Source organism: Paenibacillus tabacirhizosphaerae (assembly GCF_040812395.1).
In the GTDB taxonomy this organism is placed as follows: Bacteria; Bacillota; Bacilli; order Paenibacillales; family NBRC-103111; genus Paenibacillus_E.
In genome coordinates, this window is record NZ_JBFNXH010000006.1 from 65,948 (window position 1) to 85,477 (window position 19,530).

Annotated in this window: 15 protein-coding genes; 7 read left to right on the forward strand and 8 right to left on the reverse strand. The window is 47.5% G+C overall.

The window, feature by feature from the left end:
* Window positions 1–81: 81 nt before the first annotated feature.
* Window positions 82–816 (reverse strand): glycerophosphodiester phosphodiesterase, encoded by a 735-nt coding sequence (locus ABRS97_RS12790; RefSeq protein ID WP_367814385.1) that lies wholly within the window; start codon window positions 814–816, stop codon window positions 82–84.
* 219 nt (window positions 817–1,035) lie between these two features.
* Here ABRS97_RS12790 and ABRS97_RS12795 point away from each other — a divergent pair, with 219 nt between their 5' ends.
* From ABRS97_RS12795 to ABRS97_RS12815, 5 genes are all read left to right on the forward strand, one after another.
* The gene (locus ABRS97_RS12795) at window positions 1,036–1,995 is read left to right on the forward strand and encodes a carbohydrate ABC transporter permease (protein ID WP_367814387.1); all 960 of its coding nucleotides are present in this window, start codon (window positions 1,036–1,038) and stop codon (window positions 1,993–1,995) included.
* A complete protein-coding gene (locus ABRS97_RS12800) occupies window positions 1,992–2,813 on the forward strand; it encodes a carbohydrate ABC transporter permease (RefSeq protein ID WP_367814389.1) in 822 nt (273 codons plus the stop codon). The genes ABRS97_RS12795 and ABRS97_RS12800 overlap by 4 nt, the downstream gene beginning before the upstream one ends.
* Window positions 2,814–2,900: 87 nt before the next feature.
* Window positions 2,901–4,298 (forward strand): ABC transporter substrate-binding protein, encoded by a 1,398-nt coding sequence (locus tag ABRS97_RS12805; protein ID WP_367814391.1) that lies wholly within the window; start codon window positions 2,901–2,903, stop codon window positions 4,296–4,298.
* 307 nt (window positions 4,299–4,605) lie between these two features.
* Window positions 4,606–5,694 (forward strand): 3-phosphoserine/phosphohydroxythreonine transaminase, encoded by a 1,089-nt coding sequence (gene serC, locus ABRS97_RS12810; RefSeq protein ID WP_367814392.1) that lies wholly within the window; start codon window positions 4,606–4,608, stop codon window positions 5,692–5,694.
* Window positions 5,695–5,738: 44 nt separating this feature from the next.
* Window positions 5,739–6,413, forward strand: coding sequence for a YdeI/OmpD-associated family protein (locus ABRS97_RS12815; RefSeq protein WP_367814394.1), 675 nt, complete (start codon window positions 5,739–5,741; stop codon window positions 6,411–6,413).
* Window positions 6,414–6,505: 92 nt separating this feature from the next.
* Here the strand turns inward: ABRS97_RS12815 and lpdA are convergent, their stop codons facing one another.
* The 4 genes from lpdA to pdhA all read right to left on the reverse strand — a co-directional run bounded on the left by lpdA (window position 6,506) and on the right by pdhA (window position 11,407).
* Window positions 6,506–7,921, reverse strand: a complete 1,416-nt coding sequence (lpdA, locus tag ABRS97_RS12820) for a dihydrolipoyl dehydrogenase (protein ID WP_367814396.1) — start codon at window positions 7,919–7,921, stop codon at window positions 6,506–6,508.
* A 4-nt stretch (window positions 7,922–7,925) separates the two neighbouring features.
* On the reverse strand, window positions 7,926–9,245 hold the full coding sequence (locus ABRS97_RS12825) for a dihydrolipoamide acetyltransferase family protein (protein WP_367814398.1): 1,320 nt from the start codon (window positions 9,243–9,245) through the stop codon (window positions 7,926–7,928).
* A gap of 29 nt (window positions 9,246–9,274) precedes the next feature.
* Window positions 9,275–10,255, reverse strand: coding sequence for an alpha-ketoacid dehydrogenase subunit beta (locus ABRS97_RS12830; RefSeq protein WP_367814400.1), 981 nt, complete (start codon window positions 10,253–10,255; stop codon window positions 9,275–9,277).
* A 69-nt stretch (window positions 10,256–10,324) separates the two neighbouring features.
* Window positions 10,325–11,407, reverse strand: coding sequence for a pyruvate dehydrogenase (acetyl-transferring) E1 component subunit alpha (gene pdhA, locus ABRS97_RS12835; protein ID WP_367814402.1), 1,083 nt, complete (start codon window positions 11,405–11,407; stop codon window positions 10,325–10,327).
* Window positions 11,408–11,625: 218 nt separating this feature from the next.
* Between pdhA and ABRS97_RS12840 the strand changes: the two genes are divergently transcribed.
* On the forward strand, window positions 11,626–12,354 hold the full coding sequence (locus ABRS97_RS12840; RefSeq protein WP_367814403.1) for an alpha/beta hydrolase: 729 nt from the start codon (window positions 11,626–11,628) through the stop codon (window positions 12,352–12,354).
* 60 nt (window positions 12,355–12,414) lie between these two features.
* Here the strand turns inward: ABRS97_RS12840 and ABRS97_RS12845 are convergent, their stop codons facing one another.
* Window positions 12,415–13,239, reverse strand: coding sequence for a lipoate--protein ligase family protein (locus ABRS97_RS12845; RefSeq protein ID WP_367814404.1), 825 nt, complete (start codon window positions 13,237–13,239; stop codon window positions 12,415–12,417).
* A 223-nt stretch (window positions 13,240–13,462) separates the two neighbouring features.
* Here ABRS97_RS12845 and ABRS97_RS12850 point away from each other — a divergent pair, with 223 nt between their 5' ends.
* Window positions 13,463–14,731 (forward strand): ATP-binding protein, encoded by a 1,269-nt coding sequence (locus tag ABRS97_RS12850; protein ID WP_367814406.1) that lies wholly within the window; start codon window positions 13,463–13,465, stop codon window positions 14,729–14,731.
* Here the strand turns inward: ABRS97_RS12850 and ABRS97_RS12855 are convergent.
* The gene (locus ABRS97_RS12855; RefSeq protein WP_367814408.1) at window positions 14,714–16,540 is read right to left on the reverse strand and encodes a peptidoglycan D,D-transpeptidase FtsI family protein; all 1,827 of its coding nucleotides are present in this window, start codon (window positions 16,538–16,540) and stop codon (window positions 14,714–14,716) included. The two genes, ABRS97_RS12850 and ABRS97_RS12855, sit on opposite strands and share 18 nt — an antisense overlap.
* 660 nt (window positions 16,541–17,200) lie before the next feature.
* Window positions 17,201–19,396 (reverse strand): methyl-accepting chemotaxis protein, encoded by a 2,196-nt coding sequence (locus ABRS97_RS12860; RefSeq protein ID WP_367814410.1) that lies wholly within the window; start codon window positions 19,394–19,396, stop codon window positions 17,201–17,203.
* Window positions 19,397–19,530: the final 134 nt, after the last annotated feature.

A 19,530-nucleotide genomic window follows, 5' to 3' on the forward strand; every position in this document is an offset into this window, starting at 1 on the left:
TGCAAGTAAATTATTTAATTAAAGTAAAATAATGCTAACACAATAATAATGTTAGCATTATTATTTGGGTCAAAGAAAATTTCATTTTGTTTCCATGAGCTCCCTCAGCCGTCCCGGGAAATCCGTAATAATCCCCGTCACCCCGCAGGCAATCATCCGCTTGTAATCCTGCACATGATTGACCGTGTAAGGGTACACCGCTAACTCCGCTGCCGCTGCACCATCCACATCGCCTTGATCAATGGAGTGAAAGTGAGGATGCAGAGAGAACACTTCAATGCCCATCAATTGCGTATACGCCGCATGATCGATTAAGTTAGCCGCGTACAGCAGCCCTACTTTAACGGCCGGCTCCGCTTGCTTGATGCGGCGAATGACTTTGTGATCGAACGACGAGATGACCACGTCCTCCATTCTGCCTCTCTCGCGAAGAAAAGCGAGCAGCGCATGTTCCATGCGGCCTTCGTAAGCATGCTTCACTTCCACGTTGATCAGGATCCCCGCCGGTACCAAATCAAAAACCTCGCGCAGAAGAGGCACCTGCTCCCCGCGGAATGCATCCGAGAACCAGGCCCCTGCATCCAACCGTCCAATCTCATCCATGGTCTGTTCGCATATTAGCCCGGAGCCATTAGTCGTCCGATCCAGCGTATGATCGTGACAGACGACAATCTTTCCGTCTTTGGATATATGTACATCCAGTTCAATGCCTTCAGCCCCTTGCTCAAGTGCAAGCGCAAAAGAAGCTAGCGTATTTTCTGGCGCCTCGCCTGCTGCCCCTCTGTGTCCAATTACGATCGGTTTTAGCCTATTCATCGTCAACACTCCCAACATGATTTCTTTCTGTATGCTCAAATTATAGATGAATTCAACCAATTGTGCCCAGTGAACATTCGAAAGGTTAAATGGTAATTTTGTAAAGACCTTCAATAAAATCAACAATTTATTCATGTCTATTTAATCTCGGTCAAATACAACTTCTATATGATTGAGAACGATTAGTAGGAGTCTAATAATATTGTGGAGGATTTACCTATGAATACGCTGGAAAGAGATTTACCGCTTACTGCGTCTGCCAAACCATCTGGCAAGCTGCATCACAAAATCAACACGCTCTCTGCCCAGAAGTGGACGGAATCGCTGCTTGGTTTTATGTTCTTGGCACCTTCACTTGTTCTATTTGCCATTTTCCTTTTCTACCCACTCTTTCAAAGCATTTATCTTAGCGTTAATGAAACCGATCCTCGCGGTAGGATCGCAGGTTATGTCGGACTCGACAATTTCACTGCTATTTTCACCTCCGAACGCTTTTATAAAAGTCTCGAGGTCACAGGCGCATTCACCCTGCTCACTGTACCAACCGGAATCGTTTTGGCTCTCCTGCTCGCCGCCTTGACCCATAATCACTTGAAAGGCATGCGAATTTTCCAATTCATTTTCTCTTTGCCTGTAGTTCTATCCGTCAGTACCTCGGCAGTCATTTGGATGATGCTGTTCCACCCCAGTGTCGGCATGCTCAATTACATGCTTAGCCTGCTCGGCATAGGACCCGTTGCTTGGCTGACCGACCCAAGATGGGCACTGTTCTCTATCTCTATGATGACCATTTGGATGAATCTCGGCTTCAATTACATTGTCTTGCTCAGCGGCCTTCAGGGAGTACCCGATGACATCTACGATAGCGCCAAAATCGATGGCGCAGGCCCTATTCGGACGTTTGTGCAAATTATTATGCCGCTCGTATCTCCAACTATATTTTTTGTAACCATTGTCTCGATCATTGGCGCATTTCAGTCTTTCGGCCAGATTCACATTTTGACCAGAGGCGGTCCTGCTAACTCCACTCAATTCATCGTCTACTCCATTTATCAAGACGCATTCATTAATTACCGATTCGGCATAGGGAGCGCCCAAGCCTTAGTGCTCTTCGTCCTCATTCTCATACTGACTGTTGTACAATTTAAAGCATTTGAAAGGAATGTACACTATCAATGAGCAATCGCATCCAAAACACGCTTGTTTATGTCCTCTTGATCATTTTCGCCGCACTGATCCTTTATCCCATTTTTTATACCTTCACATCCGTTTTCATGACGCCCGCGGAAGCGTCATCTTACCCGCCCCGCCTCTGGCCAACCGGCCTTTACATAGGAAGCATCAGTGCGGTCTTGAAGCTGGTTCCGATCGGCACCTTTATTTCAAACAGCTTCATCGTTTCCTCGATCATCATGATCGGACAATTGCTTACGGCCAGCATGGCCGCCTACGCTTTTGCCAATATTTCGTTTAAAGGAAAAGCAGTCATCTTCGCTATCTTCATGGCCACTATGATGGTTCCTTGGGAAGTAACAATCATTCCCAACTATTTGACTGTGAAAAAATGGGGTTGGCTTGACAGCCTGCAGGGCCTGACAGTGCCCTTTCTTGCGTCAGCGTTTGGAACGTTTCTTCTGCGCCAATTTTTCCTTCAACTGCCTCGCGAGCTGTTTGAAGCAGCAAAGCTGGACGGATGCGGCCATATCCGCTGCTTCTTCCGTATCGTACTGCCTCTTTCACGTCCTGCACTAGCGACTTTGGCGGTCTATGCATTCCTGAACGCATGGAATATGTACTTGTGGCCGCTGCTAGTCACCAATAGCGTTGACAAACGAACGGCTCAAATCGGTATCGCCATGCTTCAATTTGAAGAACTCACCGTATGGAACTTGGTATTGACGGGCGTAGCGCTCGTTCTGCTGCCTTCGCTGCTTCTTCTCGTGTTTGGACTGAAGCAGCTCGTGCGCGGTTTAACCGCAGGTGCGTTAAAGGGTTAGTCGCCACTTGTTCGATGGCTCCTCTGTTGCGGTATCATACCGGAACGGATCACCATAAATAATGAATACATAAAGGGAGAGAAAAAAATGAAATCCTTGAAAATGAGAAGCTCTGTCATCGCTATGACTGCACTCGTCATGATGCTCACTAGCGCTTGCGGCTCAACTGAAAAGACAACCTCCGGCTCATCCGCTTCACCGGCAGCAAGTCCGTCCGCTGAAGCGAAAACCGCCGATACGAAGAAATCGAGCGAACCGGTCAAAGTCATCTGGTGGCACTCCATGAGTGGAGAGCTTGGGAAAGCCGTGGACAAGCTTGTCGCAGATTTCAACGCCTCTCATAAAGATGTTCAAGTCGAAGCTGTATTCCAAGGCACGTACGACGAGAGCTTAAACAAAATGAAAGCTTCGATGGATACCAAAAGCGGCCCTTCGCTCATTCAGGTTTACGAAATCGGCTCCCGCTTCATGATCGATTCCAAGGCAATTACACCTGTTCAAACCTTTGTCGACGCTGACAAATTCGATCTTTCCCAACTGGAAGACAATATTTTGAACTATTATAAGTTCGATAACAAGCTTTATTCCATGCCTTTCAATACATCCAATCCGATTCTGTACTATAACAAAGACATGTTCAAAGCCGCAGGTCTTGATCCAGAGAAGCCGCCAACTACTTACGAAGATGTAGCCAAAGCTTCCCAAGCACTTAGTAAAGACGGAAAATTAGGTTCCTCCTTCGCGATTTACGGCTGGTTCATGGAGCAATTTTTCGCCAATCAAGGCGTCGAGTACCTCAATAACGGAAATGGACGCACAGCTTCAGCTACAGAATCAGTTGTAAATAACGAGGCTGGCGTTAAAACATTGACATGGTGGAAGCAAATGGTCGATAACAAGACTTCTGCCAACCTGGGCCGCAAAACCGATGATACGAAGAAAGCTTTCTTAGCCGGTCAAGTTGCCATGACCTTGGATTCTACAGCTGCTCTGCGCGGTATCGTGGCAGGTACTGAAGGCAAATTCCAAGTCGGTACTGCGTTCCTGCCCAAACCTGCTGATTCAAAAGAAGGCGGTGTCGTTGTCGGTGGCGCTAGCTTGTACATCCTTAACAACAAATCCGAAGCTGAGCAAAAAGGCGCGTGGGAGTTCATTAAATTCCTGACGAATCCGCAAACGCAAGCTTGGTGGCACGTGAACACGGGCTACTTCCCAATTACGAAAAAAGCATACGACGAGCAGCTTGTGAAGGATAACCTTGCTAAATATCCTCAGTTCCAAACGGCGATTGACCAATTGCACGCAACCAAACCGAGCAAAGCAACACAAGGCGCTGTCATGGGTGTATTCCCGGAAGCCCGTCAAATCGTAGAAACTGCCATTGAAGAAGCACTGACTGGCAAAAAAGCGCCGAAAGACGCGCTCGATGGAGCTGCGAAAAGCATTACAGAGAAAATTGCCGCTTATAATAAAACGGTGAAATAACACATTTATCACTTTTCCAATGCTATTGACCTTTTGCCAAAATCGGCATATACTTCTATTCAACATCCATACTCGATTATGCCTATGAAGAGAATCCAACTCGGAGGCGTTTTCGCTAAGAAAGACTGCGCAGATTCGGTCATTTCTAAGTTAACCGGCACCGCCCGTTATCGCGGAACCAAGTGGAGAAGCGTTCAACCGAACGTTTCTTAAATTGGGTGGCACCGCGAGCAAACGCTCCTCGTCCCAATCGGATGAGGGCGTTTTTTGTGTTTTTTGGCCAAACCACACACGGGAGGAATCAGAAATGACGAAACGATTGTACAATTTTAACCCTGGACCAGCGGCACTGCCTCTGGAAGTATTGGAGCAAGCGCAAGAACAGTTTGTAGATTATGAAGGTAAAGGCATTTCTCTCATGGAAATGTCGCACCGAAGTAAAACTGTTGAAGAACTTAACCATGAAACACAGCAGCTTCTTCTCCAGCTTCTAGATCTCCCAACCGGCTATGAGGTGCTCTTCATGGGTGGAGGAGCGAGCACACAGTTTGCCCTTTTGCCGCTTAACTTTTTGCATGCCAATCAGACCGCGAACTACGCGCTGACCGGAAGTTTTGCCGACAAAGCTTATAAAGAAGCAGCTTATCTGGGGCGCACGCATATAGCCGCAAGCTCGAAGGATCAGAATTGGCGGAATATTCCCAATTTCGATAAAACAGACCTTGCTCCTGACTCCGCTTATGTGCATATTACGCTTAACAATACAATTGAAGGTTCGCGCTATACGGCAATACCCGAAGTAGGAAACATCCCCCTCGTCGCCGACCTGACCAGTGATATGTTAAGCAGAAAGCTGGACCTGAGCCGTTTTGCCATGATCTATGCAGGCGCTCAGAAAAATCTGGGCCCAGCCGGTGTTACGGTGGCAATTATCCGCGAAGAATGGCTGAAACAAGCATCCCGGACTATTCCGGAAATATTGCGATATGAGACTTTTGCGAAAAATAAATCGCTCTTCAACACCCCTCCAGTCCATGCCATCTATATGATGAATTTGGTTCTGAAATGGACTGTACAACAAGGCGGCGTGGAGCAACTAGAGCGTAAAAATGCGGCTAAAGCTAAGCTTTTATATGATGTAATCGATGCTAGCGAGGGTTTTTACAAAGGGAGTATCGAACATAAAGATCGATCCGATATGAATATTACGTGGCGGATGAAAAGTGATGAGCTTGAGCGCCATTTCGTCAAGCAATCCGAAGCCAATGGCTTTGAGGGTCTTGCCGGCCATCGAAGCGTCGGCGGTCTCCGAGCTTCTGCGTATAACGGTGTTCCTGTTGAAGCATGCCAGGCACTCGCTGACTTTATGATTGATTTTGCCAACAAAAATGGCTAAATTCATAGTATAAACATCTTTCCATATGAAGCGAGGGAATTTCCTTGAGTAACGATTTAGTTAAAAAGCTGCGTCTGGCTGGCTGCAAACGGGCACTGATCATCAACGCTCCAGAAGGTTACATCGAAAAGCTGCACCCGCTGCCTGAGGGTGTAGTCGTAACTAAACAACCAGATCGTAAACTGACCTACGATTTCGTTCAGGTCTTCGTTCATCATATTGCCGAGGTCCAGAGTCTGACCCCGCAAGCGATCCAAGCTGTGGAGCCAACGGGAATGCTTTGGATCAACTACCCAAAGGGTACTGGCAAAATCAAGACGGATATCAACCGTGATTCTGGCTGGCAGACAGTGACCGACCTCCACTACGAGGGTGTAGCACTCGTATCGATTGATGAGACCTGGTCGGCTATGCGATTTCGCCCCATAGGCTTGGTGAAGTCATCACGCAGCGAGCGCGCATCCGGCCGAAACGCAAATACCGAGAACTCGTCATCCGCCGCAGCCGACAAGACTGTGACCATACCGGAAGATCTCGCTGAAGCTTTCCGCACGAACCCGGAAGCACAGATCTTCTACGAAACTTTGTCGTACACGAACCGCAAAGAATATGTACGCTGGATTACAGACGCCAAACGCGAAGAAACCCGCAGCGGGCGGGTTGCCAAAACGGTAGACAAGCTGTCGCGGGGCATGAAGAATCCAATGATCAAAGACTAACAGGGCATAAAAAATTAAAGTCCCGTAGAGCGGCATAACGCCAAGGCTCTCGGGACTTTTTATCTAAAGGTGATGAAACCAGTGGAACTATCTTATTTGCCGAGCTGATGAATCGGGTGGCCCAGCGCGCCTTCAGCAGCGTCCATAACCATTTCAGTTAATGTTGGATGTGCATGAATAGTAAGCGCGATGTCCTCGAGGTTAGCAGCCATTTCAATCGCAAGCGCAAGCTCGCCGATCAGGTTGGAAGCTTCTGGACCCACGACTTGACCGCCTAGCAGCTGACCTGTTTCTTTGTCCCCGACTAACTTCACGAAGCCTTGACCGGCATTCAAGGAATTAGCCCGGCCGTTTGCCGCGTAAGGGAATTTACCGATCGTCACGTTATAGCCTTGCGCTTTCGCTTCGGTTTCATTCAGACCTACACTTGCAATTTCAGGATCGGAGAAAACAACCGCTGGCATCGCTTTGTAATCCACAATGCTGGAATGGCCAGCAATCGCTTCCGCTGCCACTTTCGCCTCATAAGAAGCTTTGTGCGCAAGCGCAAGACCTGGAACAATATCGCCAATTGCGAAAATGTGCGGAATGTTTGTTCTGCCTTGGTTGTCAACTTCGATCATGCCGCGATCCGTCATTTTCAGGTTAATCAGATCGAGACCAAGCTCACCATCCGTGTTAGGACGACGACCCACAGTAACAAGAACGTAATCCGCTGTTACTTGCTTCTCTTCACCTTTTACAGTGAAAGTAACCGTAACATCATTCTCATTTTTCGTGCTGGATTGCGCCAACGCTTCTGTATGAACCTCAACGCCGATTTTCTCCAGGTTGCGGGCTACAAGCTTCGTCATTTCCTTCTCGAAGCCTGGCAGTACATGATCAGAGCCCTCAAGCACCGTTACTTTCGTACCGAACTTCGCGAACGTTTGACCTAGCTCGATTCCGATATAGCCGCCGCCGATAACGACCATGCTTTTCGGAATCTCAGGCAGGTTCAGCGCCTCCGTGGAAGAAATAATTCTGCCGCCGTAAGGGAATGCTTTCAGCTCGATCGGACGGGAGCCCGTCGCAATAATACAGTGTTGGAAACGGTAGCGCGGCGCTTCTTGATCGTTAAACACACGTGCTTCGTGCTCATTGATGAACATCGCTTCGCCTTGGAACATTTGAACTTTGTTGCCTTTAAGCAGCCCGCTAACGCCACCTGTTTGTTTTTTCACGATACCACTTTTCCACTCTTGCACTTTCGCGAAGTCGACCTTCACGTTCTCTACCGAAATCCCCATGCTGTCGGCATGTTGAGCGTGTTCGTAGGTGTGTGCAGCAGAGATCAAAGCTTTGGATGGGATACAGCCGCGGTTCAAACACACGCCGCCCCATTCGGATTTATCAACAATCAAAACGCTTTTGCCCAGTTGCGCGGCGCGGATGGCGGCTACGTAGCCGCCAGGACCTGCACCAATGACCAACACGTCAATATCTAAAGAAGCATCTCCAACTACCATACTGTTACACCTCCAAAACGAGAAGCTCAGGATCAGCCAGAAGCTGCTTGATGTAGTTCAGGAAGCTCTGCGCTGTCGCTCCGTCCACGATACGGTGGTCAAAGCTCAGTGAAAGCGCCATAACCGAAGCGGCTACGATTTGTCCATTTTTCACGACAGGTTTCTCGGTAATGCGGCCCGCACCCAGAATCGCAACTTCAGGGAAGTTGATTACTGGTGTGAAGAACATGCCGCCTACAGAACCAATATTCGTAATGGAGATCGTGCTGCCTTTCAGCTCGTTCGGAGCCAATTTGCCATCGCGTCCGCGGACGGCAAGGTCTTTAATGGAAGAAGCAATCGACCATACGTTTTTACGGTCTGCGTCATGAATAACAGGAACGAGCAAGCCGTTTTCTGTATCTGTTGCAATACCGATGTTGTAGTACTTTTTGTAGACGATCTCTTGTTTCTCTTCGTCGATCATTGCGTTCATTACCGGGAATTGACGGCAAGCCGCAACCAATGCTTTCACGATGAAAGGCAAGTAAGTCAATTTCACGCCTTTTTTCTCAGCAAGCGGCTTCGTGCGCTCACGCAGAGCGACTAATGCCGTTACGTCGATCTCGTCCATCAATGTCACGTGCGGAGCCGTGTATACGGATTTGACCATCGCGTTCGCGATAATTTTGCGGATTCCTTTGAACGGAATCCGTTCTTCGACGCGATCGCCGACGACGACCTGCTGCGCTGCCGCGGCAGGCGTCGCTTCGCCAGCAGCTGCCGCAGCTGGCGCTGCAGTTGGTGCCGCGGCCGGAGCGGCACCGTTAAAGCCAAGCACGTCCTCGCGTGTCACGCGGCCGTGCTTGCCTGTTGGCGTCACCTCTGCGAGGGTGATGCCTTGCTCTCTTGCCAGCTTGCGCACGCTAGGCGTCGCAAGCACTTCTCTTGCCGCGCCTGTGGCGGCTGCCGGTACAGCAGCTGCCACAGGCGCTGCTGTAGGTGCCGGTGCTGCTACCGCTGTGACAGCAGCAGTTGGAGCCGGCGCAGAAGGTGCGACGTGGCTGCTGCCGCCGCCGTGAATCGATTCCGCAGGCAGTTCGCCTGTTACTTCAATCGTCATCACAAGCTCGCCGACGTTGCAGATTTGGCCTTCTTTCACTTTTACGTCAACGACCTTACCTTCAACTGGGCAAGGAACTTCAACGACCGCTTTATCATTCTGAACTTCCATAAGAATGGTTTCATCGGTGACGGTGTCACCCGCTTTGACCAAGAGCTTTACGATCTCGCCTTCATGTATGCCTTCACCAAGCTCAGGGAACTTGTATTCAAACAATGCCACGTGTATAACCCCCTTGTTTCATGCGTCGATTAGAATTCAAGAACTTGTTTAATGCCTGCGATGACACTTGCCGGACTAGGCAGCCAAGCATCTTCGATTTGCGCGAACGGATAAATGGTATCTGGCGGAGCAATACGCAGAACTGGAGCTTCCAGGTGCAGAATCGCTTTCTCGTTAATTTGAGCAATAACTTCGGCAGCGACACCGGATGTTTTTTGCGCTTCTTGGACGATAATTGCACGGTTTGTTTTCTTGATCGATGCGACAATCGTTTCAATATCGAGTGGAATCAGCGTACGAAGATCGATAACCTCAGCTTTTACGCCTTGCGTTTTTTCGATTTCCTCAGCCGCTTTCACCGATGTGTGAACCATAGCGCCATAAGTAATAATGGTAACGTCAGAGCCTTCACGAACAACGTTTGCTTTACCGATCTCAATCGTATATTCGCCTTCTGGCACTTCAGCGCGGAATGCGCGGTATAAGTTCAAATGCTCCATAAAGAAGACAGGGTCATTGTCGCGAATTGCGGAGATGAGCAAGCCTTTTGCATCATAAGGATTGGAAGGAACAACTACTTTGATACCTGGCGTTTGAACAAGCAGACCTTCGAGTGCATCCGTATGCAGCTCAGCCGCTTTAACACCGCCGCCGAAAGGTGTGCGGAATACGATTGGCGAATTATAACGACCGCCGGAACGATAACGCATACGAGCCGCTTGTACGCAAATTTGATCGAGAGCTTCATAAATGAAACCTACGAATTGAATTTCAGCGATAGGGCGAAAGCCTTGAATGCCAAGACCTACTGCAAGGCCGCCGATCGCGGACTCCGCAAGAGGCGTATCGAATACGCGTTCTTCGCCGAACTCCTTTTGCAAGCCTTCTGTAGCACGGAATACGCCGCCTACATTACCTACGTCTTCCCCGAACAAAATTACGTTTGGATCTCTTTCCAATTCGACGCGCATTGCGTCTTTTATCGCTTGAATCATCGTCATTTGTGCCATGACTATCCGTGCCTCCTAATAGTTTTCGCAAGAAAACTTGCTTCGTAAGCATAATCTTCGTGTATAAACTTATTTAAAAGCCTGCTTCTGTTCTTCTAGATGCGCTGGTGTCGTTTCAAACATGGAATCGATGAGACCGGAAACTGTCATTTTCTCAGTTTCTTCGGCTTTTTTGATGTGCTCAGCTACAGTCGCTTTCGCTTCTTCTTTCACGCGAGCTTCTTCTTCTTCGCTCCATAGCCCTTTTTTGGTAAGGAACAAACGCATGCGCGTAAGCGGATCTTTTGGCTCCCACTCCGCCTCTTCGTCTTTAGTGCGGTATTTAGTCGTATCATCCGCCATGGAATGCGGACGGTAACGGTAAGTTAAAGCTTCGATCAACGTAGCGCCTTCGCCTTTACGCCCTCTTTCGGCAGCTTCTGTAACTGCCTGAACAACAGCCAGAACGTCCATTCCGTCAACTTGAACACCTTTGATACCAGCTGCAACAGATTTGTGGGCAACGGAAAGCGCCCCTGTTTGTTTGGCATAAGGCGTCGTAATCGCGTAACCATTATTTTGTACAAAATAAATGACAGGCAGCTTGAAGGATCCTGCGAAGTTCATGCCTTCATAGAAATCGCCTTCGGAGCTTCCACCGTCGCCTGTGTAAGTAATTGCTACACGTGGTTGGTTGCGTTTTTTGAACGCCATAGCTACTCCAGTTGCATGAAGAACTTGTGCGCCGATGATGATTTGCGGCATAAGCACGTGCACGTCTTGCGGAATTTGACCGCCATGTTGGTGTCCGCGGGAATATAAGAATGCCTGGTACATCGGAAGTCCGTGCCAAACGAGCTGCGGCATATCACGGTAACCCGGGCAGATAAAGTCATCTTTATTTAATGCGAATTCACTACCGATCATCGATGCTTCTTGTCCGGATACCGGAGCGTAGAAGCCAAGTCGACCTTGACGACCGAGATTAACTGCTCTCTCGTCCCAAACGCGCGTGAAAACCATTCTTCTCATTAACTCTTTTAATTGATCATCGCTAAGTTTTGGCATTTTGTCGGGATTGACTACAGTGCCGTCTGGAGCAAGAACCTGTAAAGGCTCAACCTTCTCTGTGGTCACTTCATAATTTGCTTGGCTGACAAGTGGCTTACTCATACCATTTCACCTCGTATATGATTTTAATGCCTGCTAGCTTCACTTCTGTTATAGTATTATTATAAACCTGTTTTTGTGAATTGTACACCAGTATCCTTTAAGAATATGAGGTTATTTGCATAACTTGAATAGTACAGTTTCAGAAAATGTATAATACAGTTAACTGAAAATTAACAACTGCTATAATACACCTAACCTTTTATTAGGAGGAATCCCCCTTGGATAACTCACGTTATTACAAAAGAACCGTCGTGAAAGATGAACTTATTTCATCCATTCTCGGTGAAACCCGTACACTGCGTATCTACCTTCCCCCCGGGTATAACGAGCTGCTATCTTATCCTGTCATCTACTGTCAGGACGGCGAACAGTTCTTCAACTTCGGCCGTATCGCAACGACGTTAACCCGATGCATTTTGGATGATGGCTTGGAACCGGTCATTGTGGTTGGCGTTGATGTGGATACCGCCACTCGCACTTCAGAATATGCGCCTGAGGGAGAGCGCCACGATGCGTACTGCCGTTTTTTTGCGGAGGAACTGCTTCCCTATGTAGAAAGTCGCTATCCGGTCCGAAATGATCGAACGGAACGCATCCTTGCCGGTGATTCTTTAGGCGGCACAGTTTCCCTGCATCTTGCCTTAGATTATCGTAGCCTTTTTTGTCGCGTTATATCCTTGTCGGGGGCATTTTTCGATATGACGAGAGAACGCTTGAGGGCAGAGGACGATTTGTCGTGGCTGGAGCTGTACATGCTGATCGGATTGGATGAAACTGAGGTTAAAACAGAACGGGGAACCTTCGACTTTGTCAGAGAAAACCGCGCCGCCAAAGAGCTGTTGGAAAACAAAAATACCGCGCTCCATTATTTAGAGAAGCCCGGTAAGCATTTATGGGGGTTTTGGCAGGGTGAACTTGATGCTGCCCTGCACTACTTTTTAGGATAAATTACCCGTCAACAGAATACAGCCTTCACTTCGTCTTAAGACGAAGCGAGGGCTTCTTTCTTATTCTTTTATCGCGTAACGCTGCCTGAGGAGTCTAATCATGCTTTCAATCTGATCTGTCTCAGGAAAAGCCTCCAGTTCCTCTATGGCAACTGAATGGCTCCCTCTCGCTTGCATGACCTCTATCACATTAGCAATGAATTGTTTTGCGGTAAGGGGGACGGCTAAGCACTCAGATAAGCTCGCCATGCTTCCGGGAGCAACGATTGGATAGTCGTGAGAGGCTGACCCTAAGCTCGCAGCCCGCGTATAAAAATCTCTCGCCAGTGACGCCTTCTCCTCGCCAACGCCCTCTACAATAACGAAAGCTTGTACGGCGATGGCATGCTGCTGCCTGCGCTGGGCAATTCCGCAAAATTTGCGCCCTCCTACAGAAAGGTCAAACTCCCCAGGACAGAAAGAACCGACGATTTCGCCTTGATCAATTCGATTCGTCAGCTTATTCATAACTTCCCGGATCAAGGTCACCATACGTTCAAAATCTTTGCGATGCTCCATATCCCCCGCGGTTTTGGGAAGCAGCAGGGATAGGTTCACCACGCCTGAATCCAGGGGCACCGCAGCTCCCCCGGAATTCCGCACAGCGGTGTCATACCCTTGTTCACGGAGCCAGCGGTCTGCTGCCGAAGCTTGCGGCAGCCTGCTGTCGCGAAGACCCATCACGAATGCCCGCGGATGCCTCCATATATGAAGGATTGGCGGAGCACCAAGACCGATTGACCGGCATAAAAGTTCTTCCAATGCAAAAGCGTATAAGATATCGCGCGGCTCGGCATCCCGTGAGCGATCGCAAATAATCATAGATTGAGGCAGTTGTTCACTCATTTTCGTCTCTCCTGTATGGCGGTTTGTGTTCGTCTCTAGCATTGTAAGCGATACATTCCAATGCCGCAATAAAGGGTTTCTATAAGCCCTATTTCGACAAACCCAAATTAATCGCCATAACTTTCCAAAAAACATCAAAATAATGGAAAATATTCAGAGGAATTTCAAATTTTTTGTCGAAATAGTCCTTTGATACCCAAAATCCGATAAGTAGGCGAGACCATTGAATTCCATAGACGACTTGTTGCTCAATGTGTTAGTTCTGACAGTCCCCATCTTGTTGTATCATATTTTTTGGCTTGATCGCCCCATCTCAATTAATTTCAATTCTTGGGGACGGGCTTATATTGGCATCATCAGTTCGCTAGCCGTTATCTTCTGTATGTCGCATCCTTTTTTTACAGCGGCCGGCAGCGACTTTGATTTGCGAATCATCCCTTTGCTCGCCGCTTTTTTATACGGTGGGATTCGTCCGGGTCTGCTGGTTACTGCTGTTGTTATCGTGTATCGCTATTATTTGGGCGGTCCTGATTTTATTTGGATCATAACCCTAACTGCACTACTTGTACCTTTCATTCTTGCTTTTATTTCCCTTACAAACTGGAAACATTTAACCCCCAAAGTCATGTTCCCGTCACTTCTGGCTTTCGTAAGCAGCATTGCGACATTCTGTATTACGCTTGTCTATCGCGTCCAGTTAGATCAACCGATTGATGCGGCCTTTCTTCTGATTGGCGTGTTATTCTGCAGCATTCATATGCTGACTATGTGGCTCCTAACCTATTTAATCGAACGTATTCGTGAAAATATAGCCATGCGCCGTGAGGTGCAGCGCTCTGAGAAGCTTAATGTCTTGAGCGAATTAGCCGCATCCGTAGCCCATGAAATTCGCAATCCTATGACAGTGGCGCGCGGCTTTATGCAAATTCTAAGCCAATCTCAAGTCACCGAAGAGAAGAAGCGCATCTACACAACGATGGTCATCGAAGAAATTGATCGCGCGCAAAGTATTATCAGCGACTACCTCTCATTCGCCAAGCCTCAAGCCGAAAAGCTCGAGGAAGTCGATGTTTCCTCCTCCACATATAAATTAACGAATCTTATAAACCCCTATGCAGCCATGCGGGGTGTGCAGATTACCTTCCAGATGGAACCATCGTTAATTATAAAGGCCAATAGCGAGAAGATCATTCAATGTCTCGTTAATTTAACAAAAAACGGTATCGAAGCGATGCCGAACGGCGGAACTCTCCAAATCAATGGATACAAGATTAACTCCAATATCATCATTGAAATTAAAGATAATGGCATCGGAATGACGCCCGAACAGATTGAGAGGCTCGGAACCCCCTTTTATTCAACGAAACATAAAGGTACAGGTCTTGGCATGATGGTTTCCTATCGGATTATCAAAACGTTCGGAGGCAGCATTGAAGTAACAAGCCAACTTGGCAAAGGCACTTGTTTTACAATCCTACTTCCCTCTGTTTGAAGACTCCGCCAAGATATCCATGATCCCTTTAAATAGAGGTATGGCCTTGTTGCTTTCCAGTGGATCCATGTTCTTGATCACTACAGATACTGCATACTCAGGAGTTTGGACAGGGCCATATCCGATAAACCACTGATTCACTTTCTCTTGTTTGCCAGCTTTAATTTGAGCCGTTCCTGATTTGCCGGCCAGCTTCCACTTTGCAGCTTTTAATCCTTGCCCCGTACCTGCCGTTACAACTTCTTGCATCCAGCTTACCAATTTGCGGCTCGTTGCCGAGGATACCCGATTTTTAACCGATCCGAGCTGTTTGACTGGAAACTGTTCCATGACCTTATCTGTCTGATAACGAACTTCTTGAACCACTCTGGGGGAGTAGCCTTTCCCATCATGAAGAAGCGTCACAATCATGTTCGATGCCTGTAAGGGAGTCATCATCACGTCTCTTTGACCTATGGCTGTCTGCATTAATACCCCCTCGTCGTTTTGCGGCGTGTGTTCATCAAAGAGTTGCCCGCTATCTTCCGCATCCAATTGATGAAGAATCTCTCTCGCATCTGTTTTACCAGACCATCCAACCTCGTCCAATACACCAAGTTTATGCGCATAACTCTCTAATTGAGCAGCTGTCAGTCGCTGCATGACCCTGGCGAATACGATATTACAAGATTGCGCATACCCTTCTTCCAGCGTCAAAGGGCCGTGCCCGTCTTTTCTCCAGCAAGTAAATCCGTACTTGCCTAATGCGCCTTGACAATCGAACGTTTCCTTCGGGCCAACGACTCCCTCGTCGAGTGCTGCGGCAGCCACAACCGTCTTGAATATCGATCCTGGAGCTGTCGCCTTGATCGCATAATTGCTCCAATTGTTCGTGCTGAGATCGACTTGTGTGGGGTCAAAATTAGGCCTGCTTGCCATCGCGACAATATCCCCCTGAGCTGCCTCTTGCACGACCGCAGCCCCCTCGCGGATATGGAGCTTGTCCATCAACTTTTCAATTTGCTGCTGTATATTCAAGTCCAATGTAGTTACTACTTTTACTGGATAGAATGCATTTCCCGGCTCAATCAATCTAGCATCCAAACCTGGAAGTGGCTTTTTACCTGCATCGGTAAAATAAGAAATCGACGTTTCTCCGATCCCCCGAAGCCAATAGTCGAAAGCTTTCTCCAAGCCCGCTCCGCCAATCTTACTGCTAAGCGTCATTTTACCTTGCATAAGCTCATCTCCATATATGTGCATAACCCTATCCGGGTTCTGTCCGATGTATCCGATCAATTGCCGCGCGGTCATTTCGGCTGGATAGCGATCTTCTATCTCCACCACCTTCAAATTAGGAAGCTCGAGCGCATTAATTTGCTCCTCTTGCTCCAAATTAAGCGCCAGCGGCTTCCCTCCTTCAGATGCCCCCCAAATCTGTGGATCTTTTGCCTGATTGGAGAAAGCATTCCAAGCCTCCGAAGTCGTCTTTAGGATATGAGCGAGGCGTTCGACCTGCTGAGGATTCTCTTTCAGCACTTTGATTTCATTATTTATAGGGAAAACGACAAGCGCTTTGATAAGCTTCCCCGTTATCGGCATCGAATGGCGATCCACGATCACTCCACGGCCGCTCTCAAGTACGAGAGCACGTTGTCTTTGCAAGACCGAATTTTTAACTAGATTCACGCCTCTAGACGTGTAGCTTTCCGATGCCGCTACCTGGATCCAGAACAGCTTACCGGCAATCACACTGAAAATCAGCAGGATGGCGAAAAGAACGAACACCATTCTGCGTTGTTCCCTAGCGGTTAAATGACTCACTCGCATAACTTTGACGACTCCTTCTATCGTGCCGTTTCACCTTCTGCTCTCAGTATAGTCATTCGCTCTCATCCACAAACCGGATACACTTCTGTCTTACTTCTTAGATTCCGGGTACATTTCCCCTCCTCGAGCTTCGCAAGAAAAGCGAGGAGGTACTGCCGACCGCCTATTCCCCATGCACAGCAATATTCACGGAACTACGATGCCTTATTCCACGGTAACATCCCTTTTCTCCCCCTGAAGAGGAACTGGGGTGCGTTAAATGAGCGAAAACATGCCTAAAACCCAGCATTTCCCGCTCATAAGGTACGGTAGTTCCGCGAAATATCCCTACAACCGAAAATACCGCCTCATAACGCACCCACGTTCCGCATACTCATGCAAAAAGACCATCTATCGGCAGATCGTGGCGGTAGATGGCGATCAAACCGCAGTGGCACTTCCGGATCTCCCGCGTCCATCCTATCAATGCTCGTACTACACGATGCGTGCGGAATCTCTCCGCTCTGCGAGCTCAACGCACACACAAACCTGACGACATCTGCTTTCTGTTAGAATGGGTATCCCTAATGCTTTAATCCCGCAAATGATTTAAACATTCTAGCATGTAAAAAAAGCCCATTCTCCCAATAAGGGAGAACAGGCTTTAGCTCAAATAAAAGATTAAATTTCGAATTTAGAAAGTGTATCATTCAAAGACTTAGATAGCTCATCCAGCTTGTCTGACAGCTTCACCAAGCCATCGCTAATGCTAAGCTGCTCCGAGCTTAAGGATGCTACTTCCTCAGACGTGGCAAGCGACTCCTCAGCTACTGCACTAACATTCGTCATGGCGTCAGAAAGCACAACTTGGGATTGCTCCAGTGTACTGATCGAATCGCTCACAGTGCTCAGTTGCTCGATGAATCCGCCCATGTGGTTCGTCACTTGCTTGAAGATCGTATCCGCTTCTTTCACCGCTTGAATTTGCTCTTGGAAGATCGGCGTCGCCGTTGAAAGCACCTTCACGGTTTCATCGATTTCCTTCTGAATAGTCTCTGTAATTTGGCCGACGACATCGATAGATTGTCGGGATTGATCTGCCAATTTGCGAATTTCATCCGCTACAACCATGAAGCCTTTGCCGGCTGCTCCTGCACGCGCCGCTTCAATCGTCGCATTCAATGACAAAATATTCGTTTGTTTCGTCATATTGTTCAGAAGATCCAAAATTTTACGAATCGATCTCGTGCTGTCCTTCAAATTATCCACTTTATCCACCATGGAGCGGATCATTTCTTCGGTCAAATTAGTTTTACTAATAAGCTCGCCCATATATTTCGTACCCAGCTCGCTTGAGCTTTGAACATCGGCGGCTGCCGTTCCCATTTCCAAATTGGCCTCGATTACATTTTTCATTTGCATACCAATATGATGTGTCAGCTCGTTGCCTTTTTCCGATTCAGTCGCCAGTCCTGCGGCGCCATTGGAAATTTCATCCGTAGCAACTGCAATCTCTCTGGCTGCTGTTGCTGTTACTTTGGAAGAATTCGTCAACTCCGTCGCCGTTTCAAAAACTTGTTGCGCAGAAGCGCTTGTCTGCTGAACCAAAGAAGTAATTTGCTGCATCATGACATCGAAGCTAGCGCCAAGCTGTCCAATCTCATCCTGAGTTTTGTAATTCGCACGCACAGTCAGCTTACCTTTGGCCCCTTGCTGCATCAGATTGCGAAGATTGATGAGAGGTTTACCAATCATTCTGGCAACAAACAATCCGATCAACACTGCCGCGATAGCAGCAAATAACGCAATAAGCAGCGTATAGTTGAAAATTTTCTTAGCTTCACTAACCAAGGAACTTACCGGGATATCCCCGACCAGATTCCAACCCGAGACGGTCGATGAATAATAAGCGACCAAGTGATCATCTTTGTTAATAAAGGAGCCGTGCTCTTTCCCCAGTTGTTCCTTCGTTAACTGGATTTGAGCATCCTTTTCCAGCCCACCGGACTCTAACGTCGCAATATTTTTGTTATTCGCATTCGTAATAACAACTTTACTGTCTTCGCCAAGAGAAATTCCTTTTAATTCTTTATTCAAGATATCCGTGCTTAGCTCTACAACAAGAATCCCCGTTGTTTTACTGGATTGCGTACTTTTTATCAATCGGCCTACAGCGAACGTGTTTGTCGATCTGCTCGAATACCCTTCGATTTTACTATCCAACCAAGCTACTTTCCCTTCACCTTCCATAATTTTCTTATACCATTCCGTGGTGTTAACTTTATCTGATACTGTTCCGCCTGCTCCTGTAATAACGATTTTCGTACCATCGGGTCTATACAGATGAAGCGTTTTAATCGACTTGTTAGAGAAACTAACGATACTCATTTTATCTGATATTTGACGGATAACGTCCAAAGCTTCATAAGTAGAAGGATCCAATTCATCGTACTTTGTCAACAAATCCTGCAGTTCTTTGTTCAACATAATTTGCAAAGTTGTTTCGTCAAACGTCTGATAAAGGAAATCCAATTTTTGCCCGGCCTGTGTAACTGTTTGAAGGCTTGACTCGGCCACTTTATTTTTAATAACGTTTTTGGATACCGAGTACGAAATCATACCTACAACTAGAACAAAAAAGAGAATACTGACAAAGAACATTAAAAACAGCTTCATTCCAACTGATTTCACTGGATTTTCAAGCCTTACTTGTTTGAGCTCCCTAAACGCCGACGCACTCATTCCCTTTGATTTCTCGTTAAAATTTTGCCCAGCCGCTCTAGCGATTCGACCCCACTTCACACTCTGAATGACAGAAATGAAGGCTTTGCCTAGTTTGACTAAAGAAGAGGTTATCTTTTGAAGTCCGTCTTTCATCACGTTCACCACCATTAGTTTCTACATGCTTGAGTACCATTGCTTTTGGACTATAATGAAAAGGTTTACATCATCCATCAGAATTATATTTTCGACATCTTTTAACAATATCCTTTATTTATCGCGCTAATTTC

Bases quoted from the DNA above. Each gene is read 5' to 3' on its own strand.
- ABRS97_RS12790 (WP_367814385.1), bottom strand. From the start codon at position 816: ATGAATAGGCTAAAACCGATCGTAATTGGACACAGAGGGGCAGCAGGC.
- ABRS97_RS12795 (WP_367814387.1), top strand. From the start codon at position 1,036: ATGAATACGCTGGAAAGAGATTTACCGCTTACTGCGTCTGCCAAACCA.
- ABRS97_RS12800 (WP_367814389.1), top strand. From the start codon at position 1,992: ATGAGCAATCGCATCCAAAACACGCTTGTTTATGTCCTCTTGATCATT.
- ABRS97_RS12805 (WP_367814391.1), top strand. From the start codon at position 2,901: ATGAAATCCTTGAAAATGAGAAGCTCTGTCATCGCTATGACTGCACTC.
- serC (WP_367814392.1), top strand. From the start codon at position 4,606: ATGACGAAACGATTGTACAATTTTAACCCTGGACCAGCGGCACTGCCT.
- lpdA (WP_367814396.1), bottom strand. From the start codon at position 7,921: ATGGTAGTTGGAGATGCTTCTTTAGATATTGACGTGTTGGTCATTGGT.
- ABRS97_RS12830 (WP_367814400.1), bottom strand. From the start codon at position 10,255: ATGGCACAAATGACGATGATTCAAGCGATAAAAGACGCAATGCGCGTC.
- pdhA (WP_367814402.1), bottom strand. From the start codon at position 11,407: ATGAGTAAGCCACTTGTCAGCCAAGCAAATTATGAAGTGACCACAGAG.
- ABRS97_RS12845 (WP_367814404.1), bottom strand. From the start codon at position 13,239: ATGAGTGAACAACTGCCTCAATCTATGATTATTTGCGATCGCTCACGG.
- ABRS97_RS12855 (WP_367814408.1), bottom strand. From the start codon at position 16,540: ATGCGAGTGAGTCATTTAACCGCTAGGGAACAACGCAGAATGGTGTTC.
- ABRS97_RS12860 (WP_367814410.1), bottom strand. From the start codon at position 19,396: ATGAAAGACGGACTTCAAAAGATAACCTCTTCTTTAGTCAAACTAGGC.